The sequence below is a fragment of the Variovorax soli NBRC 106424 genome (assembly GCF_001591385.1).
Taxonomy (GTDB): domain Bacteria; phylum Pseudomonadota; class Gammaproteobacteria; order Burkholderiales; family Burkholderiaceae_C; genus Variovorax; species Variovorax soli.
On sequence record NZ_BCUU01000014.1, the window covers coordinates 42,942 to 63,797 of the forward strand.

The window sequence follows — 20,856 nt, forward strand, 5'->3', positions numbered from 1 at the left end:
TGTCCGCCGGGTGCGCCCTGCGCGTGTGGCTCGCCCTATCGTCCCGCGATCAGGGCGTGCATGAACTCTTGTGCGCTCTCGCGCCAGGACTGGAAGCAGATTGTCTTGGCCTGGCGGTTCTGCTGCCATGTCGCGACGGCCGTCGCCAGGGCCTGCGGGTTGCCGGCAAAGTACTGCGCACCTTCGCCGCCCACTTCGCGGAACACCGGGATGTCGCGGGCCAGGACGGGCAGCCCGCGCTGCGCCGCCTCGATGAGGGGCAGCCCGAAGCCTTCGCCCTCGGAGGCAGCAATCAAGCAGGACGACGCCTCGTACAACTGATCTAGCCGCTGATCGTCCGCACGCTCGATCCAGAACAGCTGCTTTCCAAGTCTCGGATGCTGCTTCAATGTTCTGATCAGCCCGTCCATCATCCAGCCCTCCCGTCCGACCAGCACGAGGTTCACGTCCTGCCCGTCGGCCCAAAGGCGGTCGAAAGCCTCGAGCACCAAGGCATGGCCCTTGCGCGGCTCGATGGTGCCCACCATCAGGAAGGTCGGCCGGCCGGCCATGGCTGCCTGCAACTTCGGATCCGGCTTCTGGTGTTCCGCCGAAGATGCGGGCAGCGGGTCGACGCCCAGGTGGAATGAGCGGATGGAGAAGGCCGGTCGGATCTGGCCGGCACGAGGGTCCGAATCGATCCAGGTGCGCAATTCATCGGCCACCGCGCGGGAGATGCACAGAGCGCCGTCGCTCTCGGCGACCACGCCCAGCCATTTCGCGTGCAGCTCTTCCGCCCCTTGCATGAAGCGGTCCGGCATGAGCACCGGCAAAAGGTCGTACACGACGAACTCAACCCGTATACCACGTTGGCGAAGCTGCCGATAGAAGGCGCGCTGGGCCAGGACCACCCGCGGCTCCAGGTCCAGGCCGATGAACAGATCGCCGGCGCGTGCATCGATCGGAAGGTCGATGAGCAGCGAGCGGGGACAACCGAGGAACTGGAGCGTGAACTGCCTCGCATAGCGATAGCCCAGCTCTCCATGGGTCGCGTAGACCGGTTCGATGCGAAAACCCGGTGGCGCGGATGCCAGGAGCTCGCACAGCAGTCCCTTGACCACGCGCTGGATGCCGGTGGAGGCGTCGCGGTGCACGAGTTCCGAGATGTCGACGAAGAGTTGGCGCGCTGGTGCCAGGGGCGGCAGGCTGTCGGCAATGGCCTGTGCGACGGGCGGTGCGTCGCCCGCCGAGCTCGCTTCGGCTGTCGCGCTCCAGTCGGCGCGTATGGCCGCAGTCAGGCCATCGCGTCCGCTCACGGCGCCTGCCGCGTAGGCTTCGATGGCTTCGAAGTACCGGCGGGCGCAGGCCGCGGGAGCGTGGTTGGTCCCGATTAGATGACGCGCCTGCCTGGTTCGTTCGCTGCGTGCTTGAGGGTTGGTCCACAAGGTGACCAGCGCCTCCATTAGCTGCGCGTCGGAAAACTCCTCGGGCAGCTTCCACACCGCCTGCTTCGGCAGGTCGGCCATGGACCCGCTCGCATTGACGATGGTCGGCAGGCCATGGCTCATGGCGTCGAGCACGGTTCCCGAGGTCTCCCCGCGCGACTGGGTTCGCAGTTGCACCGCCACGTCCGCAGCGGCGAGATACTGGTCGAACATCTGCGTGCTGGCCCAGCCGGTGATGCGGATGTTCGTGGCCGCGGCCAGGGCTTTCGTCACCTGCTCGCCGTAGGGGCCCGAATCGTTCTGCCCGACGAAGACCAGATGGCATTTCGGCGACCTGGACAAGGGGGACGCCAGCCAGGTCTCGATCAGTCGCAGGCTCAGCTTGGTGGATCCGACGATGCCGAAGGAACAGACGATGAAGTCGTCCGCAGCCAGGCCCAGCTCTTCGCGGATGCGAAGACGCGCATGCGCGTCTTCGTGCTTGAGGGCGCGCAGATGCGGGATCAGGGTCCAGTCTGCAGACACCGGTTCGACAAACCAGCGTCGCGCCAGGTCGATCGAATGCTGCGAATGGACGATCACGCCCTGGGCCTGCGCCAACACGTCGAAATTGGCGGGGTAGGCGAACAGGACTTTCGCCGTGTCTTTGGCCACGAAACGTTCGGCCAGGGGCGGATAGCCGTGCGAGCCATAGAGCGCCTGCACCCAGGCGAGACGATCCTTGCCGGTTTCCTCCATGTAGGAGCGCAGGCCGCTGAGATAGAAGTCGTGCAGCACGACCACGCCTGGAATCTCGCCCAGCAACTCGAACATGTGCTGGTGGAACTCGGAGTTGCCGAAGTGGTAGAGCACGCGATCGAAGGACTGCGCGTGCTCGCGGAACCACGTCGTGGAGCGAAGCGGGAAGTTCGCCGCGAGCATGGGATCCTCGAGCGCCTCCAGGTCGTTGATGAGCTCGATGTCGTAGTGCTGCGCAAGGTAGGGAATCAGCTCCGCGCTGTAGCTGGCGATTCCACTGCGCTCGGGTGCGAAGGGCGACACGTAAGCCAGGCGCGGACGTACGCCTCGGCGGCTCGCCACGGGTGCCTCGATGCGCACGTCGATCAGGCGCTCCAGGCCAGCCAGTGCCCGCTGCGCCGACTTGCTCCAGTCGAAGAGCTTCGCCTGCGAGGCGGCATGCTCGCGCAGTGTGGCCCTGAAAGCTTCGTCGGTCAGGCCTTGCTCCATCTTGGTCGCCATGGCCTGGGGATCGTGCGGGTCGAAGAGCGCATCGCTTCTGCCGATGACTTCCGGCACGCTGGAGGTATTGGCCCCGAGGACGACTGCGCCGCAGTTCATGGCCTCGAGCGCCGGCAGGCCGAAGCCCTCATGCCACGAAGGGAACACGAAGAGGTGGCAGAGGTTGTACAGCGTCACCAGCTCGTCATCCGGCACGAAGCCGGTTACCACCACATCGCCTTCGTCCAGCCCCACGTTGCGCGCCAGGTCCAGCAGGGCCTGCTTGTCCTGGCTGCGTGCCGAGCAGACGATGGCGAGCTGGAACTCGCTGCGCAGCTTCGCGGGAAGCAGAGCAAATGCGCGGATCAGCCCTTCGATGTTCTTTCGCAGGTCGATGCCGCCCGTGTACATCACGAAGGGCCGCCGCAGGCCATGGCGATTCCGAAGCTCCTGCTCCCTCTCGGTCGAGACGGCCTCCACCCGGAACTGGGGATCCGCCGCGGTGGACACGTTGATGCAGCGTTCCGGATCCAGGCCCAGGTAGCGGATTCCTTCCTGCCTCGAAGACTCCGAGATGGCAAACCACATGTCCGCGCGCCGCAGTGCCGCGATCTTGCGCAGGTACCACTCACGCACCGTCTCGTTGTCGAGGTAAGGCTTCGCGTTGATGAGCGGGATCAGGTCGTACAGGACCGTCGCAGTGCGCATCCGGGCGAAGGTGCCGACGCTCGTCACGGCGGCGTCGCTGAGCCCCTCGAACAGGCTGGCGATGAGCACCACGTCCGGCTGCAGGCTGGCCAGGAAGGCCTCGTAGAGCTTGCCGGTCGCACGCCTGCCGGCCGCAGTCGAGATCTGGCCATGCGCCGGCGGCTGCCACACACGAAAGTTGCCGGGCTCAATCAGGCCGGCAAGACGCTTCTTGACCTCATCGATGGCCTCGTCGAACTGCCCGTTGAGGGCGATGATGAGCTCATGTTTCTGGCGCGCGAGCTGCACGATGCCCAGGGTCAAGGCGTTGGTGTATCGCCCGATGCCCCGGTTGCGGCTGCTGCTGGACTGTGCGCCTTGCAAGTCGATGACGATGCGCATCTCTCAGCTCTTTCGATGCGCATCGGAGTAGAGCCGGCGCAGTACCGCCTGCCCCGCCGGGGAGAGGTCGCCGGGCTCGGTGGCACGCCGGGCACCGAGCGCATCGAAGGGATTCACCGTGGCCCGCATGCGGCGGTCGAGCGCCGGAAACTGCTTGATGGCCCGGATGAGAAACTTCTTCAGTGCCGGGAACCTGACAACGAGCCGTGCGGCGAGGCGGATGCCTGCCTTCGCGTTGTTCTTTGCCGCTGTCTTCAGGCCGGCGAGCGCGCCTCGTGGGGTAGGGGTCTGTATCATTTTGTCGTCGTCGGCCCCGCGTCTTCCGCGGCGCCCGGGTCCTCGCCCGATTCTAGGGGGCGGCTATTTGGCGATGCTCGGCGGGTCGGCCTCGGGCAAGGCAAAGAAGAAATCAATGGTTCATATCAAATGAAAAGCCGGCTCATCTGGTTCGCCAAGGGCATGTACTGGATGCTCACGCCCTGGTGGCTGCGAGAGCAGGTGCAGGCCCGGCGGATTCGCAATGCACCAGGCGCATCGCTGGCCAAGCTCGCTCCGTGGGTCGAGAAGGAGCGCGCGCGAAGCGAGGCACGCGCCCGCGGCGAAGCGGGCACGCCTGCCGTGCAGGTCGACTGGTTCGACGATGCCGCCGTGCGCCGGGTGGCCGGCTCATCCGCTGACCGGCTCTTCTGGCCGGCGGTCCAGCCGCAGGATGTGACCGACCAATGGTCGGCCGCACGCTTCCTGATCCAAATCTGGCGAAGCCACGCCGATCTTCGCACCCGCTTCCCCGATGCCTTGAGCGAGGGCGGTTCGGGGGCGTTCGCCCAATGGCTTCGCAGCGGGGCAGCGCAGACGGAACTGGGCCTGGAGGGGGACACGACGGCCTTGTTGTGCAAGGCGCTGGATGCGCGCCTGGCCGATCGGCCCCGGCAAGCGTTCCTCGCCAACCTCCGGCTGGCGAAGGTTCTTCCCCACGGCCTGACGCCCGCCGGTTCTGCGGCGCTTTTCGAGTGGTTCGTTGTAGTCGGCATCCCTGACGCCAGGCTGCGCATCGAGGAGATCTGGTGGCTCTTCCTCGACGCCGCCGCCCATCCGGAGCGTGAACTGCTCACGGCCTGGGCCTTCGCGCCGGCTTGGCAGGCCAGCCATCCGGATGGCGCCACCGTTTTCGGCTGCTGGGAGTTTGCCGCCTGGTTCCGCGCGGAATACGGCGCCGAGGGGCCTTGGACCGACCCCGTGCAATGGCCGCTGTTCGAATCGCCTGGGCTCCAAGTGCGCATGGCCTACCAGTCGCGGCCGGCTTGGCGCCAGGCACACCCGCGCGCGCTGGACGATCCCGCGGCCGCTGCCGCTCTGCTGGCCTGGCTCGCCTCGGCAGAGACTGGATTGCCGGAGCCGACGCGCCGCTGGTGCGCCGAGATCGACGCGCAAGCCGTTTCCTGCGAGCTGGCCCAGCCCGGCTTCAACCTCGTCGGCCATTTCTGCTATCCGTCCGGCCTACGCATCTCCATCGAGTCGATGGCCGATTCGATGCGCATTGCCGGCACGCCGATCTCTAAGAGGGACATGGTGACGGACGCGAAGGACGACCCGCACCACGCACAGTTCCGCGGCACCGAGGTCTACGACACGACCATCATCCATGTGCAGCCCGAGCCCTATTTCGACTCGGCCTTCGAGCGCGCGCAGCTCGCGCCGCGGCAGGCGCGCACCTACAGGATCGCCTACTGGTACTGGGAGTTCGCGTCGATTCCCGACCTGTGGGTCGCCAAGGCCAGGCAGGTCGACGAGGTCTGGGCCGCCACCGAGTTCGTCGCCAAGGGGCTGCGCGAGCGCCTGAAGGTGCCGGTGCGAACCTTGTTCCCCGGCGTCAAGCTCGCACCGTTCGAAAAGCTCGGCAAGTCGTCCTTCGGTCTGGCGGAGGAGCCCTACACCTTCCTCTTCACCTTCCACATGATGAGCGTGATGGAGCGCAAGAATCCGCTCGGCCTCATCCGCGCGTTCAAGAAGGCGTTCAAGCCCGAGGACGCAGCCTGCCTGGTGCTCAAGACCTCCTACGGCGAGCGCTATCCCGCGCAGATCCACGAGCTTCGCGAGGCGGCGGAAGGCGCCAACATCCGCGTCATCGACGAGGTGTACAGCCCCGAGGCGGTGCTGGCCCTAATCGATGCCTGCGATGCCTACGTCTCCCTGCATCGCAGCGAGGGCCTGGGCCTGACCATGGCCGAGGCCATGCTGCTGGGCAAGCCGGTCGTTGCCACCAACTTCTCGGGCAACGTCGACTTCATGGACGAGAGCAACAGCCTGCTCGTCGACTACGAGTTGAAGAAGCTGGGCTGGCCCATCCCGCCCTACGACGCGCACCTCGAATGGGCCGAGCCCTCCGTCGACCATGCGGCGGAGCACATGCGGCGGCTGTACGACAACCAGGCCTGGGCGCGTGAACTGGGCTTGCGCGGCAAGGCCAGCGCGGAGGCCTCGCTGTCGCTCGAGGCCGCAGGCAAGCGCTTCGCTGCGCGGCTGACGGAGATTCGTTCGCTTTCCTGGGGGCAGCGTCCTTGATCCAGCGACCGGGCGGTGACCACTCGCGCGCCGGCGGACGCCCCCAGGTGTCCGTGGCGCTTTGCACCTATAACGGCGCCCGCTTCGTCGAGGAGCAGATTCGCAGCATCTGCGCGCAGACGCTGCCGCCCCACGAGATCGTCCTGTCGGACGACGGCTCAAGTGACGATTGCGTTGCCGTCGCGCGGCGGGCGCACGAGGCGTGCGTTGCATCGAGCGGGCAGAGGGTATCCGAGATCAGGCTGCGTGTCCTGCAGAACCAGACTGCTCTGGGCGTCACCCGCAATTTCGAGCAGGCGATCAAGGCGTGCGAAGGCGACTACATCGCGCTGTGCGATCAGGATGACGTCTGGCACCCGGAGAAACTGGCCCGCCTGGTCGGCGCGCTGCAGTCCGGCCGCCGGCCCAGCCTAGTTCACGCGGATGCGCGGCTCGTCGATTCGCAGGGGCGGCCCTTGGGCGCGACGCTCTTTGGCTCGCTGGCAGTGTCCCGGGCCGAGTTCGACCAAGTCCACCGGGGCCATGCCTTCGACGTGCTCCTGCGCCGCAATCTAGTGACGGGGGCGACGACCGTGTTCCGTCGCTCGCTGCTTGAGTATGCGCTGCCCTTTCCAGCCGATTGGCTGCACGACGAGTGGGTGGGCCTTGTGGCTGCCGCGCGGGGCGGGGTCGACCTGCTCGAGTGGTGCTGCATCGACTACCGCCAGCATGGGGCCAACCAGGTCGGCGCGGGAAAGCTAGGCCTGCCCGGCATGGTGCGCAAGGCGCTGGCGCCGCGCGGGGACGACGCCGCGCGCCGAAGCGTCCGGGCCCAACTGCTGGTCGAAAGGCTGGAGGTCATGGCAGTCCCGGGCCCCATGGTGGAGAAGGCGCGCATGAAGCTGCTGCACCAGTTGCGTCGGGCGGCGCTTCCGCGCTCGAGGGTGGCGCGGCTGTTCCCCATTGCGAGGGAGTGGGCTTCGGGCCGCTACGCGAGCTACGACTATGGCGTCCAGGGCGTCATTCGGGACGTTTTGGCGGCGCCATAGCGCAACGCCAGATCTTCATCGGGCGCCCTTCGAGCCCTGAGAGCATTTGAGCCGCCAGAACGGCCCCGAACCCCACAGCTTCAACAAGCTCGTCACATGCCAGTACAGGTGCCGCCAGCTCGTCCGGCTGGCCCGCTGCGCCTCGTGGCGCACGCGCAACTGCTCGCCGATCTGCAGCTGCCATCCGGCCAGTTGCAATCGCGCACAGATGTCGAAGTCCTCGCCATACATGAAGTAGCGCCGCTCATCGAAGCCGCCGATGTCCCGAAACGCCTCGCTTCGAAACAGCATGAACAGCCCCGGAATCCAGTCCGGGGCCTCCGGAATCGGATAGCCCGGCCTGCGCCTGGTAAGGATCTCCAGCGGTGTGATGATGCGGCGGTGCTGCTCCGGTTCAGTCTTGCCGGGCTCCAGGATCCTTGGCGCCATCAGGCCGGCGCGCGCAGCCGCTTGGCCGATCAGCGGCCCCAGCACATCGCCGTCGAAGCGAATATCCGGATTGAGCACCAGGAACCACTCCGACTGGCAATGCTTGAAAGCCTGGTTGTTGTTGGCGCCAAAACCAAGAGGCGCCGAGTTGTGAATGCGCTGCAGCTCGAAGCCGAAGCGCCGGCCCGCCAGCAAATCGGGCTCGGGCAGGTTGTGGGTGAGTATCACCTGCTCCAGCAGCGGTGCGCTGAACTGGCTCAACTGCTCCAGCAGGGGCAGGATCATGTCCAGCTGGCCATGACTGACGATCGATACGGTGACTGGCTTGGCGCTGCGGACGGGGTTACTGCTTTGCATGGTCTAATTTCGCCCGAAATTCTAGGGATATCCGCCGCAACCCCCTTTCATGCTTGCCCTGATCGTCATCAGCTTTCTCGTTGCCGCCATCGCCGTGCTCGGCTTCATGCGCCGCGCCCGCCGCCACGCTCGCCGCTACGGCAAGGACATGCCGCAACGCTTTCATGCCGGCCATGTGCCGCGCCTGGGCGGTGCCGGCATTTTTCTGGGCATGGGGGCGGCGTGGCTGGCTGCCGGAGTCATCGATCAGGTCAACGTGTACTGGCCCGTCAAGGCATCTGCCCTGACGTTGCTGTGCCTGGCGCCAGCGGTAATCGGCGGTATTCTGGAAGACGTCACGCAGCGTGTGGCCGTGCGTTGGCGCCTGGGCCTGACGATCGGGTCTGCGGTGTTGCTGTGCTATGTGCTGGACCTGAGCCTGGAGCGCACTGGCGTTCCCTTGGTGGACGGCTGGATGCGGGCCATCCCTTATGCCGGCATGCTGTTCGCGGCGTTTGCCATCGGCGGACTGCCGCACGCGTTCAACATCATCGACGGCTACAACGGCCTGGCCGGCACGGTCGCCGTACTGGTGTGCCTGGCCATTTCCCACGTCTCGCTGCAACTCGGCGACCGCCAGCTCGCCGCCATGGTCCTCTGCCTGCTCGGCGCCACTGCCGGCTTCCTCATGTGGAACTACCCCCGCGGCAAGATCTTTGCCGGCGACGGCGGGGCCTATGTCTGGGGCATGGTGATCGCGCTGGCCTGCGTCACGCTGGTCAAGCGCCATGGCACGGTGTCGCCGTGGTTTCCCATGCTGCTGCTCATCTACCCGGTGTGGGAAACGCTGTTCTCCATCTACCGCAAGCTGGCCCGCGGCCAGTCGCCCGGCATGGCGGATGCGCTGCACTTCCACCAGCTCATCTTCCGCCGCATCGTGCGCGTGGTGATTCATGACAACGAGGCCCGCCAGCTGCTGGCGCGCAACAATCGCACCTCGCCCTACCTGTGGGCGCTGGCGGGGCTTTCGGTGGTGCCGGCCGTCCTGTTCTGGAACCGGACCTACTGGCTGATGCTCTTTACCTTGCTGTTCATCGCCACGTACGTGGCGGCGTACCTCATGATCGTGCGCTTCAAGGTGCCGCGATGGCTGCGCGACCTGGCGAACGCCTTCGACTGAACGACCTTCCTCCTTCCCAACCCGACCTACAGCCCATGACCGACCCCGTCTCCCACATCCCGCCCCGCGACAAGGCCGAGATCCTGGCGCAGGCGCTGCCCTACATCCGCAAGTTCCACGGCAAGACCATCGTCATCAAGTACGGCGGCAATGCCATGACCGACCCGGCCCTGCAGGCGGACTTCGCCGAAGACGTGGTGCTGCTCAAGCTGGTGGGCATGAACCCGGTGGTGGTGCACGGCGGCGGCCCGCAGATCGAGGCGGCGCTGAACCGCCTGGGCAAGAAGGGCAGCTTCATCCAGGGCATGCGGGTGACCGATGCCGAGACCATGGAAGTGGTCGAATGGGTGCTGGCCGGCGAGGTGCAGCAGGACATCGTGGGCCTGATCAACCAGGCCGGCGGCAAGGCGGTGGGCCTCACGGGCCGCGACGGCGGGCTCATCCGTGCACAAAAGCTCAAGATGGCCGACCGCAACGACCCGTCCATCGAGCACGACGTGGGCCAGGTGGGCGACATCGTTTCCATCGACCCGGGCGTGGTCAAGGCGCTGCAGGACGACGCGTTCATTCCGGTGGTCAGCCCCATCGGCTTCGGCGAACAGAACGAGAGCTACAACATCAACGCCGATGTGGTGGCCGGCAAGCTGGCCACGGTGCTCAAGGCCGAGAAGCTCATGCTGCTGACCAACACGCCCGGCGTGCTGGACAAGAACGGCAAGCTGCTGACCAACCTGTCGGCCCGCGAGATCGATGACCTGTTCGCCGACGGCACCATCTCCGGCGGCATGCTGCCCAAGATCGAGGGGGCGCTGGACGCCGCCAAGAGCGGCGTGAATGCGGTGCACATCATCGACGGCCGCGTGCCGCACGCGATGCTGCTCGAAATCCTCTCCGATCAGGCCTACGGCACGATGATCCGCGCGAGGTAGTACCAAGCTCGGGCAGGGACACCGCGGAACTGGCTTGCCAGGCCGCTGGTGTCACCCCGGGGCGGGCTACTGGTAGCCGTTGGGGTTGCCGTTCTGCCAGCGCCAGCTGTCAGCGCACATCTGATCCAGGCTGCGGCGGGCTTGCCAGCCCAGCACGGCCTTGGCGGCCGAAGGATCAGCCCAGTACGCCGGCACGTCCCCCGGTCGGCGCGGGCCGATCACCCGCGCGACGGGCTTGCCGCTGGCGCGCTCGAAGGCCGTCACCACTTCCAGCACCGAAGAGCCGCGCCCGGTGCCCAGGTTCAGGGTCAGCAGGCCTTCGTGCGCCAGGGCGTGCTGCAAGGCCGCCACATGGCCCTCGGCCAGGTCCATCACATGCACGTAGTCGCGCACGCCGGTTCCGTCCGGCGTGGGGTAGTCGCCCCCATGCACCGTCAGGCTCGGGCGCTGGCCGACCGCCACCTGGCTCACGAAGGGCATCAGGTTGTTGGGCTTGCCTTGCGGGTGCTCGCCGATCAGGCCGCTCTCGTGCGCGCCCACCGGGTTGAAGTAGCGCAGCAGGGCAATCCGCCAGCCGGGCTCCGACCGGTACAGGTCGCCGTAGGCCTCTTCCACCATCAGCTTGGAGCGTCCATACGGGTTGGCGGGACGGTTGGGGGCGTCTTCCGGAATGGGCGAATGGTCCGGCTCCCCGTACACCGTGGCCGATGACGAAAAAATCAAAGTGCGCACCCCGGCGACCTTCATGGCCGCGGCCAGGACCAGGCTGCCGTTGACATTGTTGTCGTAATAAGACAACGGATCCGCCACCGAATCGCCGACCGCCTTGAGTCCCGCGAAGTGAATGACCGCACTCACCGAATGCTCGGCAAACAGGCGATCCAGCAGCGCCCGGTCGCGCACGTCGCCCTGCACGGCCCGCGGCGCCGCGCCGCCGCTGATGCGGGCCAGCCGCTCCAGCACCTTGGGGCTGCTGTTCACGTAGTTGTCCAGAATGAGCGGCTCGAAGCCCGCCGCTGCCAGCGCCACGCAGGTGTGGCTCCCGATGTAGCCGGCCCCGCCTGTCACCAAAACGCAATTTGTCATGATTCGATCTGGCGCCCTTGCCAAAAAAGAAGAAGATTCTGCGCGAATGTTGTCACGGGGTTGACCCGAAAGGCGCGTGCTCACTGCGCCATGCGAGAATCATTTAATTACATTTTGTGGTCGCCCATGAACGATCAGACTAGCGCCCCCGTCTCGACCCCGGCTGCCGCGGACGCGCCGCCGCCCGTGGTCCGCAAGCGTCCCAAGCCGGGTGAACGCCGCGTGCAGATCCTGCAGGCCCTGGCGGCCATGCTGGAGCAGCCTGGCGCCGAGCGCGTCACCACGGCCGCGCTGGCCGCGCGCCTCGAAGTGAGCGAGGCCGCCCTGTACCGGCACTTCGCCAGCAAGGCCCAGATGTTCGAAGGTCTCATCGACTTCATCGAACAGAGCGTGTTCAGCCTCATCAACCAGATCCTGGAACAGCCTCCCGCCGATCCGAGCGCCGATGCCCGCGCCGTAGGGGCCGGCCAGGCGGCACGCATCATCGCCATGCTGCTGCAGTTCGCCGAGAAGAACCCCGGCATGACCCGGGTGATGGTGGGCGATGCGCTGGTGTTCGAGAACGAACGCCTGCAGCAGCGCATGAACCAGTTCTTCGACAAGGTCGAGGCCACCTTGCGCCAGTGCCTGCGCGAGGTGGCGGCGGCCGACGGTTCGGCCACGCCCACGGTCGATGCCCAGGTGCGGGCCTCCGCGCTCACCGCCTTTGCCGTGGGCCGGCTGCAGCGCTTTGCCCGCTCGGGCTTCAAGCGCCTGCCCTCGGAGCACCTCGACGCATCGGTCGCGCTCATGCTCTGAGCGCGCCGGGCCTGCCTCGGCGGGCGGCCCCGGTATCCACGGCACTAGGCTATGCAAGGCATAGCCAAACGTCATTCTCATTTCGCGCACGTGCCTACAAAATGGCCGGTTCCAACCACGAAAGGAGCCGTGTCATGAGCAATGAGAAGACGGAAGGAAAATGCCCCTTCCATCACACCACCGGCCGCGGAACCACCAACCTCGACTGGTGGCCGAACCAGTTGCGGCTGGACCTGTTGCACCAGCACTCGGCCAAGTCCAACCCGATGGGCGAGGACTTCGACTATGCGGAGGAGTTCAAGACCCTGGACTTCGCGGGCCTGAAGAAGGACCTGCACGCGCTGATGACCGATTCGCAGGACTGGTGGCCAGCCGACTTCGGCCACTACGGGCCGCTCTTCATCCGCATGGCATGGCACAGCGCCGGCACCTACCGCATCGGTGACGGACGCGGAGGCGGCGGCCGCGGCCAGCAACGCTTCGCCCCCTTGAACAGCTGGCCCGACAACGTCAGCCTCGACAAGGCACGGCGCCTGCTGTGGCCGGTCAAGCAGAAGTACGGCCGCAAGATCTCCTGGGCCGACCTGATGATCCTCGCCGGCAACGTCGCACTCGAATCGATGGGCTTCAAGACCTTCGGCTTCGGCGGCGGCCGGCCCGACACCTGGGAGCCCGACCACGATGTGTACTGGGGCCGCGAGACCACCTGGCTGGGCGGCGACGCGCGCTACGCCGTGGGCTCCGAGGGCGTCGAAAAAGGCAAGGACGAGGCGGTGCTCGTTTCCGACGACAACAGCAAGATGCACTCGCGCAACCTCGAGAATCCGCTGGCGGCCGTGCAGATGGGCCTGATCTACGTCAACCCGGAAGGCCCGGACGGCAACCCCGACCCGATCGCCGCGGCCAAGGACATCCGCGACACCTTCGGCCGCATGGCCATGAACGACGAGGAAACCGTGGCGCTCATCGCCGGCGGCCACACCTTCGGCAAGACCCACGGCGCCGCGCCGGCGACCAATGTGGAATCGGAGCCCGAAGGGGCCGAGATCGAGCTGCAGGGCCTGGGCTGGCGCAACAAGTTCGGCACCGGCAAGGGCGCCGACACCATCACCAGCGGCCTCGAAGTCACCTGGACCACCACGCCCACCAAGTGGAGCAACAACTTCTTCTGGAACCTGTTCGGCTACGAGTATGAGCTGACCAAGAGCCCCGCGGGCGCGCAGCAGTGGGTGGCCAAGGGCGCGGGCCCGACCATTCCGCATGCGCACGACCCCAGCAAGAAGCTGCCGCCGACCATGCTCACCACCGACCTGTCGCTGCGCTTCGACCCGGCCTACGAGAAGATCTCGCGCCGCTTCATGGAGAACCCGGACCAGTTCGCCGACGCCTTCGCCCGCGCCTGGTTCAAGCTGACGCACCGGGACATGGGGCCGATCTCGCGCTACCTCGGCCCCGAGGTGCCGAGCGAAGAGCTGCTCTGGCAGGACCCGATCCCCAAGGTGACCCATCCGCTGATCGACGACAAGGATGCCGCCGCCTTGAAGGACAAGGTGCTGTCCTCGGGCCTGACGGTGTCCGAGCTGGTCTCCACGGCATGGGCGTCGGCCTCCACCTACCGCGGCTCCGACATGCGCGGGGGCGCCGATGGCGCTCGCGTGCGCCTGGCGCCGCAGAAGGACTGGCAGGCCAATCAGCCCGAGCAGTTGGGCAAGGTGCTCAAGAAGCTGGAAGGCATCCAGGCCGAGTTCAACGGCGGGCAGGCGGGCGGCAAGAAGGTGTCGATGGCCGACCTGATCGTGCTGGCCGGCAACGCGGGCGTGGAGCAGGCGGCCAAGAACGCCGGCGCCAGCCTGAGCCTGCCTTTCACGCCGGGCCGGGCGGATGCCTCGCAGGACCAGACCGACGTGGAAGGCCAGGCGGTGCTCGAGCCCAAGGCCGACGGTTTCCGCAACTACCTGAAGGCCGACTACGCGGTGCCCGCCGAGGCGCTGCTGGTGGACAAGGCCCAGCTGCTGACCCTCACCGCGCCCGAGATGACGGCGCTGGTGGGCGGCCTGCGCGTGCTGGGCGCGAACACCGGCGGCTCCAAGCATGGCGTGTTCACCAACAAGGAGCACACGCTGTCGAACGACTTCTTCGTCAACCTGCTCGACATGGGCACGGAGTGGAAGCCGACCGCAGGCAGCAGCAACCTGTTCGAAGGCAAGGACCGCAAGACCGGCGCACCCCGGTGGACGGCCACCCGCGTCGACCTGGTGTTCGGCTCCAACTCGCAACTGCGCGCGCTGGCCGAGGTCTACGGCAGCGCCGACGGGCAGCAGAAGCTGGTGAACGACTTCGCCGCCGCCTGGACCAAGGTGATGAACCTCGGAAGGTTCTAGGCTAAAGGAACGACTGGCCCTGTTTGAGGACAAGCTCGCAGGCTTGCTTCTTGATGGGGTCGGTCAGCCCGCTGGTCAGGTCGGTCTTCTTGCCGTCGCTGCCGGTGATCAGGCCTTTGGCGCCGTCGAGATAACCGCTGTCCTTCTGGGCAGCGGCCTGCCCGCCGGGCATCTTGCCCAAGAGGCCGTCCTTGACCTGCGACACGCCCGAGCCGCTCAGGTACTTGTTCTTCAGGCAGTACTCGATGATGCCGGCGGCGTTGCTCATGCTGCCCGACTGAAGGCCGGTCAGCGAACCGAGATTGCTGCCGCCGCTGCCCGTGCTGCCGGCCGCCTTGCCGGCCAGGCCTGTGAGCGATTCCAGGCTCTGGGCCTGTGCAAAGGCCGCGGCGCCGCCGATCGCGGCGGCGATGCATGCGCGTGCGGCGATGTGCAGGCAGACTGTCCTGTTCATGCGTTGTTCCTCCTTCAAAACGAACAAAGAAGATCGTCCCTCGCGCCATGCGCGCGGCGACGGGCATGGGGCGACCATAGCGCAGCGCCGGGCGCGGCAAGGTCGGCATTTGAAACAGTTCGTGGTCTGGCTCAGCCGCCCGGTCGCAGCAGCGCCACGAAGGCCGCCGCCGCCGGCGACAGGCTGTGCGCCCGGCGCGTGATCAGGTAGATGGGCGGCACCCGCATCGGCACTTCGGCCGGCAGCACCCGCAGCAGGCCCAGGCGCGTGTAGTGCGCTGCCTGCGACGCGGGCATGACGGCCGCCATGTCCGAATGCTCCAGCAGCGCCGTCATGGCGATGGGCGATGCGGTTTCGGTCACGCGCAGCCGCTCGCGGATGCCCGCCTCGCGCAGCGCCGCCTCGAAGCGGCCGCGCTGCGGCGAGCCCGGCGGCTGCAGCAGCCACGGCCACCGCACCAGCTCGTGCAGCGTGACCGACTTGCGCCGCAGCAGCGGATGTCCCTTGCGCACCACCACCACCTGCGCCTCGCCCAGCAGGGGCACGCTGTCGAAGTCCTCGGCGCTGTGGTCTTCGGTGAGCCGGCCCAGCATCAGGTCGACCTCACCGCGCGCCAGCTGGCGCAGCATCACGTCGCTGGTGTCCACCACCACGCTCACCGCCACGCGCTCATGCTGGCGCTGGTAGTCCACCAGCGCGGGCGCCAGCAGCTCGGGCACGGCCCCGGGCACGCTGCCGATGCGCAGCGACCCGCTCAGACCCGAGCGCAGTGCCTCCAGCTCTTCGCACACCACGCCGAAATCGGTCAGCACCCAGCGCGCATGGCGCACCAGCGCCTCGCCATAGGGCGTGGGCGTCATGCCCCGCGCCACCCGCGTGAAGAGGGGCACCGCAAAGGTTTCTTCCAGCTGCTGCAGCAGCTTGGTGGCGGCCGGCTGGCTGATGTTCATGGCGGCCGCGGCACGGCCCAGGTTGCGGTGCTGGTCGAGCAGCGCCAGCAGCACCCACTGGCGGGTGCGCAGCCGCAGCAAGAGGCGCGAGGAGGCAAAACCGGGAATGTTCTCGTTCATATACAGACGTATATGAATCCTTCAGAACATTTGATTGGATTGGAATGGCGGACATCCCTAAGCTGGAAGCGCAACAGGAAAAGAACCATGACGGAGACAAGCCCCATGACCCTTGCGTGCCCGCCGCGTCGCGCGGCCTTGCGCGGCCTCGCCGCCCTCATGCTGGCGCCCACGCCGCTGCTCGGCCTGGCTGCAGACGCCCGCTATCCGGACAAGCCGCTGCGCATCCTGGTCGGTGCCTCGCCCGGCGGCGGCACCGACATCCTGGCGCGCCTCTTGGCCGACAAGTTCAGTCCCGCACTGGGGCAGCCGGTGGTGGTGGAGAACCGGCCCGGCGCGTCCAACACCATTGCCGCCGACCTGGCTGCTCATGCACCGGCGGACGGCAGCACCTTGCTGCTGGCCACCAACACCGGGCAGGCCGTGGCGCCGCATTTGCTCAAGCTCAAGTACGACCCGCTCAAGGACCTGCAGCCGATCGGCCTGGTGGCGGTCATGCCCAACGTGCTGATCGTGCCGACGGACGCCCCGTACCGCAGCGTCCAGGACCTTCTGGTGGCCATGCGTGCCAAGCCCGGCAGCTTCCGCTATGCCTCCTCGGGCATCGGCAGCACCCAGCATGTGGCGGGCGAGGCCTTCACCTTCGCCACCGGCACCAAGGCGATCCATGTGCCGTACCGCGGCAGCTCGCAGGCGCACCTGGACATCATCGGCGGGCAGGTCGAGATGATGTTCGACAGCACTTCTTCGGCCATGGGCCAGATCCGCGCCGGCAAGTTCCGCGCGCTGGCCGTGGCCGCGCCCAGGCGCATCGCCGAGCTGCCGGACGTGCCCACGCTGGCCCAGTCCGGCGTGAACGGGGCCGACGTCGACACCTGGTATGGCCTCTACGTCACCGGCGGAACGCCGCGTGCCGCGGTCGAGCAACTGGCTGCCACGCTCACGCAGAGCCTGGCCATGCCTGACGTGCAGGACCGCATCAAGGGCCTGGGCGGCGAGATCAAGGTGATGGGCATCGGGCCCTTCGCCGACATGAACCGCTCGGAGTTCGAGCGCTACGGCAAGCTGGTGCGCGACACCGGCATGCGGGCCGAGTGAGCGCCACAACTGATCAAGGAAAAGGAAACAGATGAAGCCCACGATAGCCGTGCTGCTGGGCGATGCCAGCGGCATCGGTCCCGAAATGGCGGTGAAGCTGCTGGCCCGCACGCCCAACCGCGAAGCGGCGCAACTGCTGCTGATTGCCGACCCGCTCGCCCTGGAAGGCGGCGAGCGCATCGCCGGGCAGCGGCTCGATCCGCTGCGGGTCGACAGCCTCGACGCGCTGCGCTTCGAGCCGGGCCGCGTCAGCCTGCTGGCGCAGGACACGCTGCAGGGCCGGGCGCCCACGCTGGGCGAATCGAATGCGCATTCGGGCCGCGCCGCCTTCGAGGCGCTGCAGCTGGCGTGCGAGGCCGTGCGCCGCAAGAAGGTGGGCGGCATCGTCTTCGCGCCCTTCAACAAGCATTCGCTGCGCCTGGGCGGCCTCACGCAGGAGGACGAGCTGCGCCACATGCAGGAGCAGCTCGACGTGCGCGGCTTCGTGTGCGAGTTCAACATCACGGGCCAGCTGTGGACTTCGCGCGTGACCTCGCATGTGCCTCTGAAGGAGGTGGCCTCGCTCATCACCGGCCCGGCCATCCACGACGCGGTGCGCATCATTCACGACGCGCTGCGCAGTGCCGGCGTGGCCAAGCCGCGCATCGCGGTGTCGGGCCTGAATCCGCATGCGGGCGACGGCGGCTCCATCGGCCGCGAGGAAATCGAGATCATCGAGCCGGCGGTGCGCGCGCTGCAGGGCCAGGGCATCGATGCGCGCGGACCCTATTCGCCCGACACGGTATTCATCGGCGCGCGCCGGGGCGACTTCGATGCCGTCGTGTCGATGTACCACGACCAGGGCCAGATCGCGATGAAGCTCATGGGCTTCGAGCAGGGCGTGACCCTGCACGGCGGGTTGCCGGTGCCGGTGGCCACGTCGGCCAGCGGCAGCGCTTTCGACATCGCCGGCAAGGGCGTGGCCAACGTGGAAGGGCTGCAGCGCGCCTTCGACCTGTGCGTGCGCATGGCGCGGGCCTGAGCCCGCACGACCCGACTCAGTCGGCGGGAATCGAAACGCCCACCTTGGCGCCGGCCGCGACGATCTCGGCCCAGGTGGCATCGTCCACCCAGATGCCATCGCGCTCGCGTGCCACGCGCGCCTTGCGCTCGGGCTCGCCGGCAATCTGCACCTGATCGAAGCCGGCACCCGGAGGGCTTTGACGCAACCAGTCAACAAAGGCGTTGGCTTCGGCCTCGAAGCTGGCCTGGGTACCCAGCTTGGCCGGGTCGATCAGCACGGTGAGCATGCCGTTGAGCACCGTGCGCGCCGAATCGGCCGGCCGGTGCCAGGTGCCGCCGCCGGTGAGCGCGCCGCCCAGCAGCTCGCAGGCCACCGCCATGCCGTAGCCCTTGTGCTCGCCAAAGGTCATGAGCGCGCCGAAGAGGCCATTCGATTGCGGCACCACCACCACGCCCGGGTTGTCGGTGGGCGCGCCGTGCTCGTCGATGAGGTGGCCGGGCGCCACTGTCTCGCCCTTGTTGTAGGCCACGCGCATCTTGCCCTGCGCCACCCGGCTCGTCGCAAAGTCCAACAGGAAGGGTTCGGCCCCGGCCAGCGGAATGCCGATGCAGCACGGGTTGGTGCCGAAGCGTCCGTCGCCGCCGCCCCACGGCGCCACCACCGGGCGCGAGAGCACGTTGACGAAGTGCATGGACACCAGCCCTTGCGCGGTAGCCATTTCCGCAAAGTGCCCGATGCGGCCCAGGTGATGTGCGTTGCCCAGCGTCATGATGCAGCTGCCGTGCGCCTTGGCGCGCTCGATGCCCATCTGCATGGCCTGCACACCCACAATCTGCCCATAGCCGCGCTGGCCGTCCAGCGTGAGCAGGTTGCCCGTGTCGAGCTGGACCCGCACGCCCGAATTGGGCTGGAGGCCGCCCTCGGCCGCGGCGTCGACATAGCGCGGCACCATGCCGATGCCGTGCGAATCGTGGCCGCTCAGGTTGGCCAACACCAGGTTCTCGGCCACCTGCCGCGCCTCGGCGGGCGAGCTGCCGGTGCCTTCGATGATGGAGGCGACTTGCGCGCGAAGTTGGGTTGCGGGGAGCGTTCTAGACATGGCAGTCAACGATTGAATAAGGAAGGAGAGGACCAACCCGAGCCACGGAACTGGCTTTGCCAGGCCGTAGGCGGGGCCTCCCCCTTGGGGGGTGGCGAATTACACGTAGCGAAGCGAAGTGAAAAGCCGGGGGGCTCACATTACCGCACCGACTTGCCAGGGGACGAATTCGTTTTGCCCATAGCCGTGCTGTTCGCTCTTGCTGTGTTCACCGGAGGCCGTGGCCAGCACCAGCTCGAAGATGCGCTGCCCCATCTCCTGGATGGACGCGGTGCCGTCCACGATCTCGCCGCAGTTGATGTCCATGTCCTCTTCCTGCCGCTTCCACAGCGTGCTGTTGGTGGCCAGCTTGAGCGACGGGGAGGGCGCGCAGCCGTACGCCGAGCCGCGCCCGGTGGTGAAGCAGATCATGTTGGCCCCGCCGGCCACCTGGCCCGTGGCGCTCACCGGGTCGTAGCCGGGCGTGTCCATGTAGACGAAGCCATGCGCCGTGACCGGCTCGGCGTACTCGTACACCGCCTCCAGGTTGGAGGTGCCGCCCTTGGCCACCGCGCCCAGCGACTTTTCCAGAATGGTGGTCAGGCCCCCTGCCTTGTTCCCCGGCGAAGGGTTGTTATTCATCTCGCCTTCGTTGATCTCGGTGTAGTGCTCCCACCACTTGATGCGCGACACGAGCTTTTCGCCCACCTCTCGGCGCACGGCGCGGCGTGTGAGCAGGTGCTCGGCGCCATAGATCTCGGGTGTTTCCGACAGGATGGCGGTGCCGCCGTGCGCCACCAGCAGATCCACCGCCGCACCCAGCGCCGGGTTGGCGCTGATGCCGGAGTACCCGTCCGAGCCGCCGCATTGCAGCCCGATGGTGATGTGGCTGGCGCTGCACGGCTCTCGCTTCACCGCATTGGCGCGCGGCAGCATCTCGTTGATGAGGGCGATGCCTTTTTCCACCGTCTTGCGGGTGCCGCCGGTGTCCTGGATGTTGAAGGTGCGGAAGTTCTCGCCCTCCGCCAGATGACCGGTTGCCAGCCAGGCGTTGATCTGGTTGGCTTCGCAGCCCAGGCCCACCACCAGCACGCCCGCAAAGTTGGCGTGCGTCGCATAGCCTGTCAGCGTGCGCTCCAGGATCTGCATGCCCAGGCCCTGCGTGTCCATGCCGCAGCCGGTGCCGTGCGTCAGGGCCACCACGCCGTCCACGTTGGGGTAGGCGGCCAGCGCCGCCGGGTTGGTCTTGCGCGAAAAGTGGTCGGCAATGGCGCGCGCCGCGGTGGCCGAGCAGTTCACGCTGGTCAGCACGCCGATGTAGTTGCGCGTGGCCACGCGGCCGTCGGCACGCTGGATGCCCATGAAGGTGGCTTCGCGCCGCGCCGGCGCGGGCTTCACGTCGGCGCCGAAGGCGTAGTCGCGCGCGAAGTCGCCCTTGTCGGGACCCATGTCGAGGTTGTGCGTGTGCACATGCTCGCCCGCCTCGATGGGGCGGCTGGCAAAGCCGATGATCTGGTTGTAGCGACGCACCGGCGCGCCTTGCGCAATGGCATGCACCGCGATCTTGTGGCCCGGCGGAATCAGGCCGCGCGCGGTCACGCCTTCGACCTGCGTGCCGCCGACCAGCTGGCTGCGCGCGATGAGCACGTCATCGGCGGGGTGGAGTCGGATGAAGGGATTCATGGTGAGTGAA

The 20,856-nt window shown here is 67.3% G+C and carries 15 protein-coding genes; 8 read left to right on the forward strand and 7 right to left on the reverse strand.

The features are described from left to right. Positions 1–35: 35 nt before the first annotated feature. Positions 36–3,731: a glycosyltransferase gene (locus VSO01S_RS06765; protein ID WP_068641035.1), complete on the reverse strand. Its 3,696-nt coding sequence runs from the start codon at positions 3,729–3,731 to the stop codon at positions 36–38. Between VSO01S_RS06765 and VSO01S_RS06775 the strand changes: the two genes are divergently transcribed. Next, positions 3,708–6,293 carry a glycosyltransferase family 4 protein gene (locus VSO01S_RS06775; protein ID WP_245684133.1) on the forward strand — a complete coding sequence of 862 codons (2,586 nt, stop codon included), beginning with the start codon at positions 3,708–3,710 and terminating at the stop codon, positions 6,291–6,293. The two genes, VSO01S_RS06765 and VSO01S_RS06775, sit on opposite strands and share 24 nt — an antisense overlap. A 47-nt stretch (positions 6,294–6,340) precedes the next feature. Then, positions 6,341–7,321 (forward strand): glycosyltransferase family 2 protein, encoded by a 981-nt coding sequence (locus VSO01S_RS06780; RefSeq protein ID WP_245684134.1) that lies wholly within the window; start codon positions 6,341–6,343, stop codon positions 7,319–7,321. A 15-nt stretch (positions 7,322–7,336) separates the two neighbouring features. Here the strand turns inward: VSO01S_RS06780 and VSO01S_RS06785 are convergent, their stop codons facing one another. Then, complete coding sequence (locus VSO01S_RS06785) at positions 7,337–8,107, reverse strand: glycosyltransferase (protein WP_068641037.1); 771 nt, start codon at positions 8,105–8,107, stop codon at positions 7,337–7,339. 49 nt (positions 8,108–8,156) lie between these two features. Here VSO01S_RS06785 and VSO01S_RS06790 point away from each other — a divergent pair, with 49 nt between their 5' ends. Both VSO01S_RS06790 and argB read left to right on the forward strand, forming a co-directional pair. Then, positions 8,157–9,266 (forward strand): MraY family glycosyltransferase, encoded by a 1,110-nt coding sequence (locus VSO01S_RS06790; RefSeq protein WP_068641038.1) that lies wholly within the window; start codon positions 8,157–8,159, stop codon positions 9,264–9,266. A 35-nt stretch (positions 9,267–9,301) separates the two neighbouring features. Beyond that, the gene (gene argB / locus VSO01S_RS06795; RefSeq protein ID WP_068641039.1) at positions 9,302–10,195 is read left to right on the forward strand and encodes an acetylglutamate kinase; all 894 of its coding nucleotides are present in this window, start codon (positions 9,302–9,304) and stop codon (positions 10,193–10,195) included. 66 nt (positions 10,196–10,261) lie between these two features. Here the strand turns inward: argB and galE are convergent, their stop codons facing one another. After that, complete coding sequence (gene galE, locus VSO01S_RS06800; RefSeq protein WP_068641040.1) at positions 10,262–11,281, reverse strand: UDP-glucose 4-epimerase GalE; 1,020 nt, start codon at positions 11,279–11,281, stop codon at positions 10,262–10,264. A gap of 126 nt (positions 11,282–11,407) precedes the next feature. Between galE and slmA the strand changes: the two genes are divergently transcribed. Then, entirely contained in the window at positions 11,408–12,079 is a 672-nt protein-coding gene (gene slmA / locus VSO01S_RS06805) for a nucleoid occlusion factor SlmA (RefSeq protein WP_084241724.1), read from the forward strand. A gap of 134 nt (positions 12,080–12,213) precedes the next feature. Beyond that, a complete protein-coding gene (gene katG / locus VSO01S_RS06810; RefSeq protein ID WP_068641041.1) occupies positions 12,214–14,460 on the forward strand; it encodes a catalase/peroxidase HPI in 2,247 nt (748 codons plus the stop codon). Between the two features lies 1 nt (position 14,461). On the opposite strand, the gene VSO01S_RS06815 is transcribed toward katG, so the two are convergent. Together VSO01S_RS06815 and VSO01S_RS06820 are read right to left on the reverse strand one after the other, a co-directional pair. Further along, the gene (locus VSO01S_RS06815; RefSeq protein WP_068641042.1) at positions 14,462–14,914 is read right to left on the reverse strand and encodes a YjjA family protein; all 453 of its coding nucleotides are present in this window, start codon (positions 14,912–14,914) and stop codon (positions 14,462–14,464) included. Positions 14,915–15,045: 131 nt separating this feature from the next. Beyond that, positions 15,046–15,984 carry a LysR family transcriptional regulator gene (locus tag VSO01S_RS06820; RefSeq protein WP_174544710.1) on the reverse strand — a complete coding sequence of 313 codons (939 nt, stop codon included), beginning with the start codon at positions 15,982–15,984 and terminating at the stop codon, positions 15,046–15,048. 105 nt (positions 15,985–16,089) lie between these two features. On the opposite strand from VSO01S_RS06820, the gene VSO01S_RS06825 reads away from it, so the two are divergent. Further along, positions 16,090–17,082, forward strand: a complete 993-nt coding sequence (locus VSO01S_RS06825) for a Bug family tripartite tricarboxylate transporter substrate binding protein (RefSeq protein WP_084241726.1) — start codon at positions 16,090–16,092, stop codon at positions 17,080–17,082. A 31-nt stretch (positions 17,083–17,113) separates the two neighbouring features. After that, on the forward strand, positions 17,114–18,103 hold the full coding sequence (locus VSO01S_RS06830; protein WP_068641043.1) for a 4-hydroxythreonine-4-phosphate dehydrogenase PdxA: 990 nt from the start codon (positions 17,114–17,116) through the stop codon (positions 18,101–18,103). 16 nt (positions 18,104–18,119) lie between these two features. On the opposite strand, the gene VSO01S_RS06835 is transcribed toward VSO01S_RS06830, so the two are convergent. Further along, the gene (locus tag VSO01S_RS06835; RefSeq protein WP_068641044.1) at positions 18,120–19,184 is read right to left on the reverse strand and encodes a malate/lactate/ureidoglycolate dehydrogenase; all 1,065 of its coding nucleotides are present in this window, start codon (positions 19,182–19,184) and stop codon (positions 18,120–18,122) included. Between the two features lie 135 nt (positions 19,185–19,319). Continuing rightward, on the reverse strand, positions 19,320–20,846 hold the full coding sequence (locus VSO01S_RS06840; protein WP_068641045.1) for a UxaA family hydrolase: 1,527 nt from the start codon (positions 20,844–20,846) through the stop codon (positions 19,320–19,322). Positions 20,847–20,856: the final 10 nt, after the last annotated feature.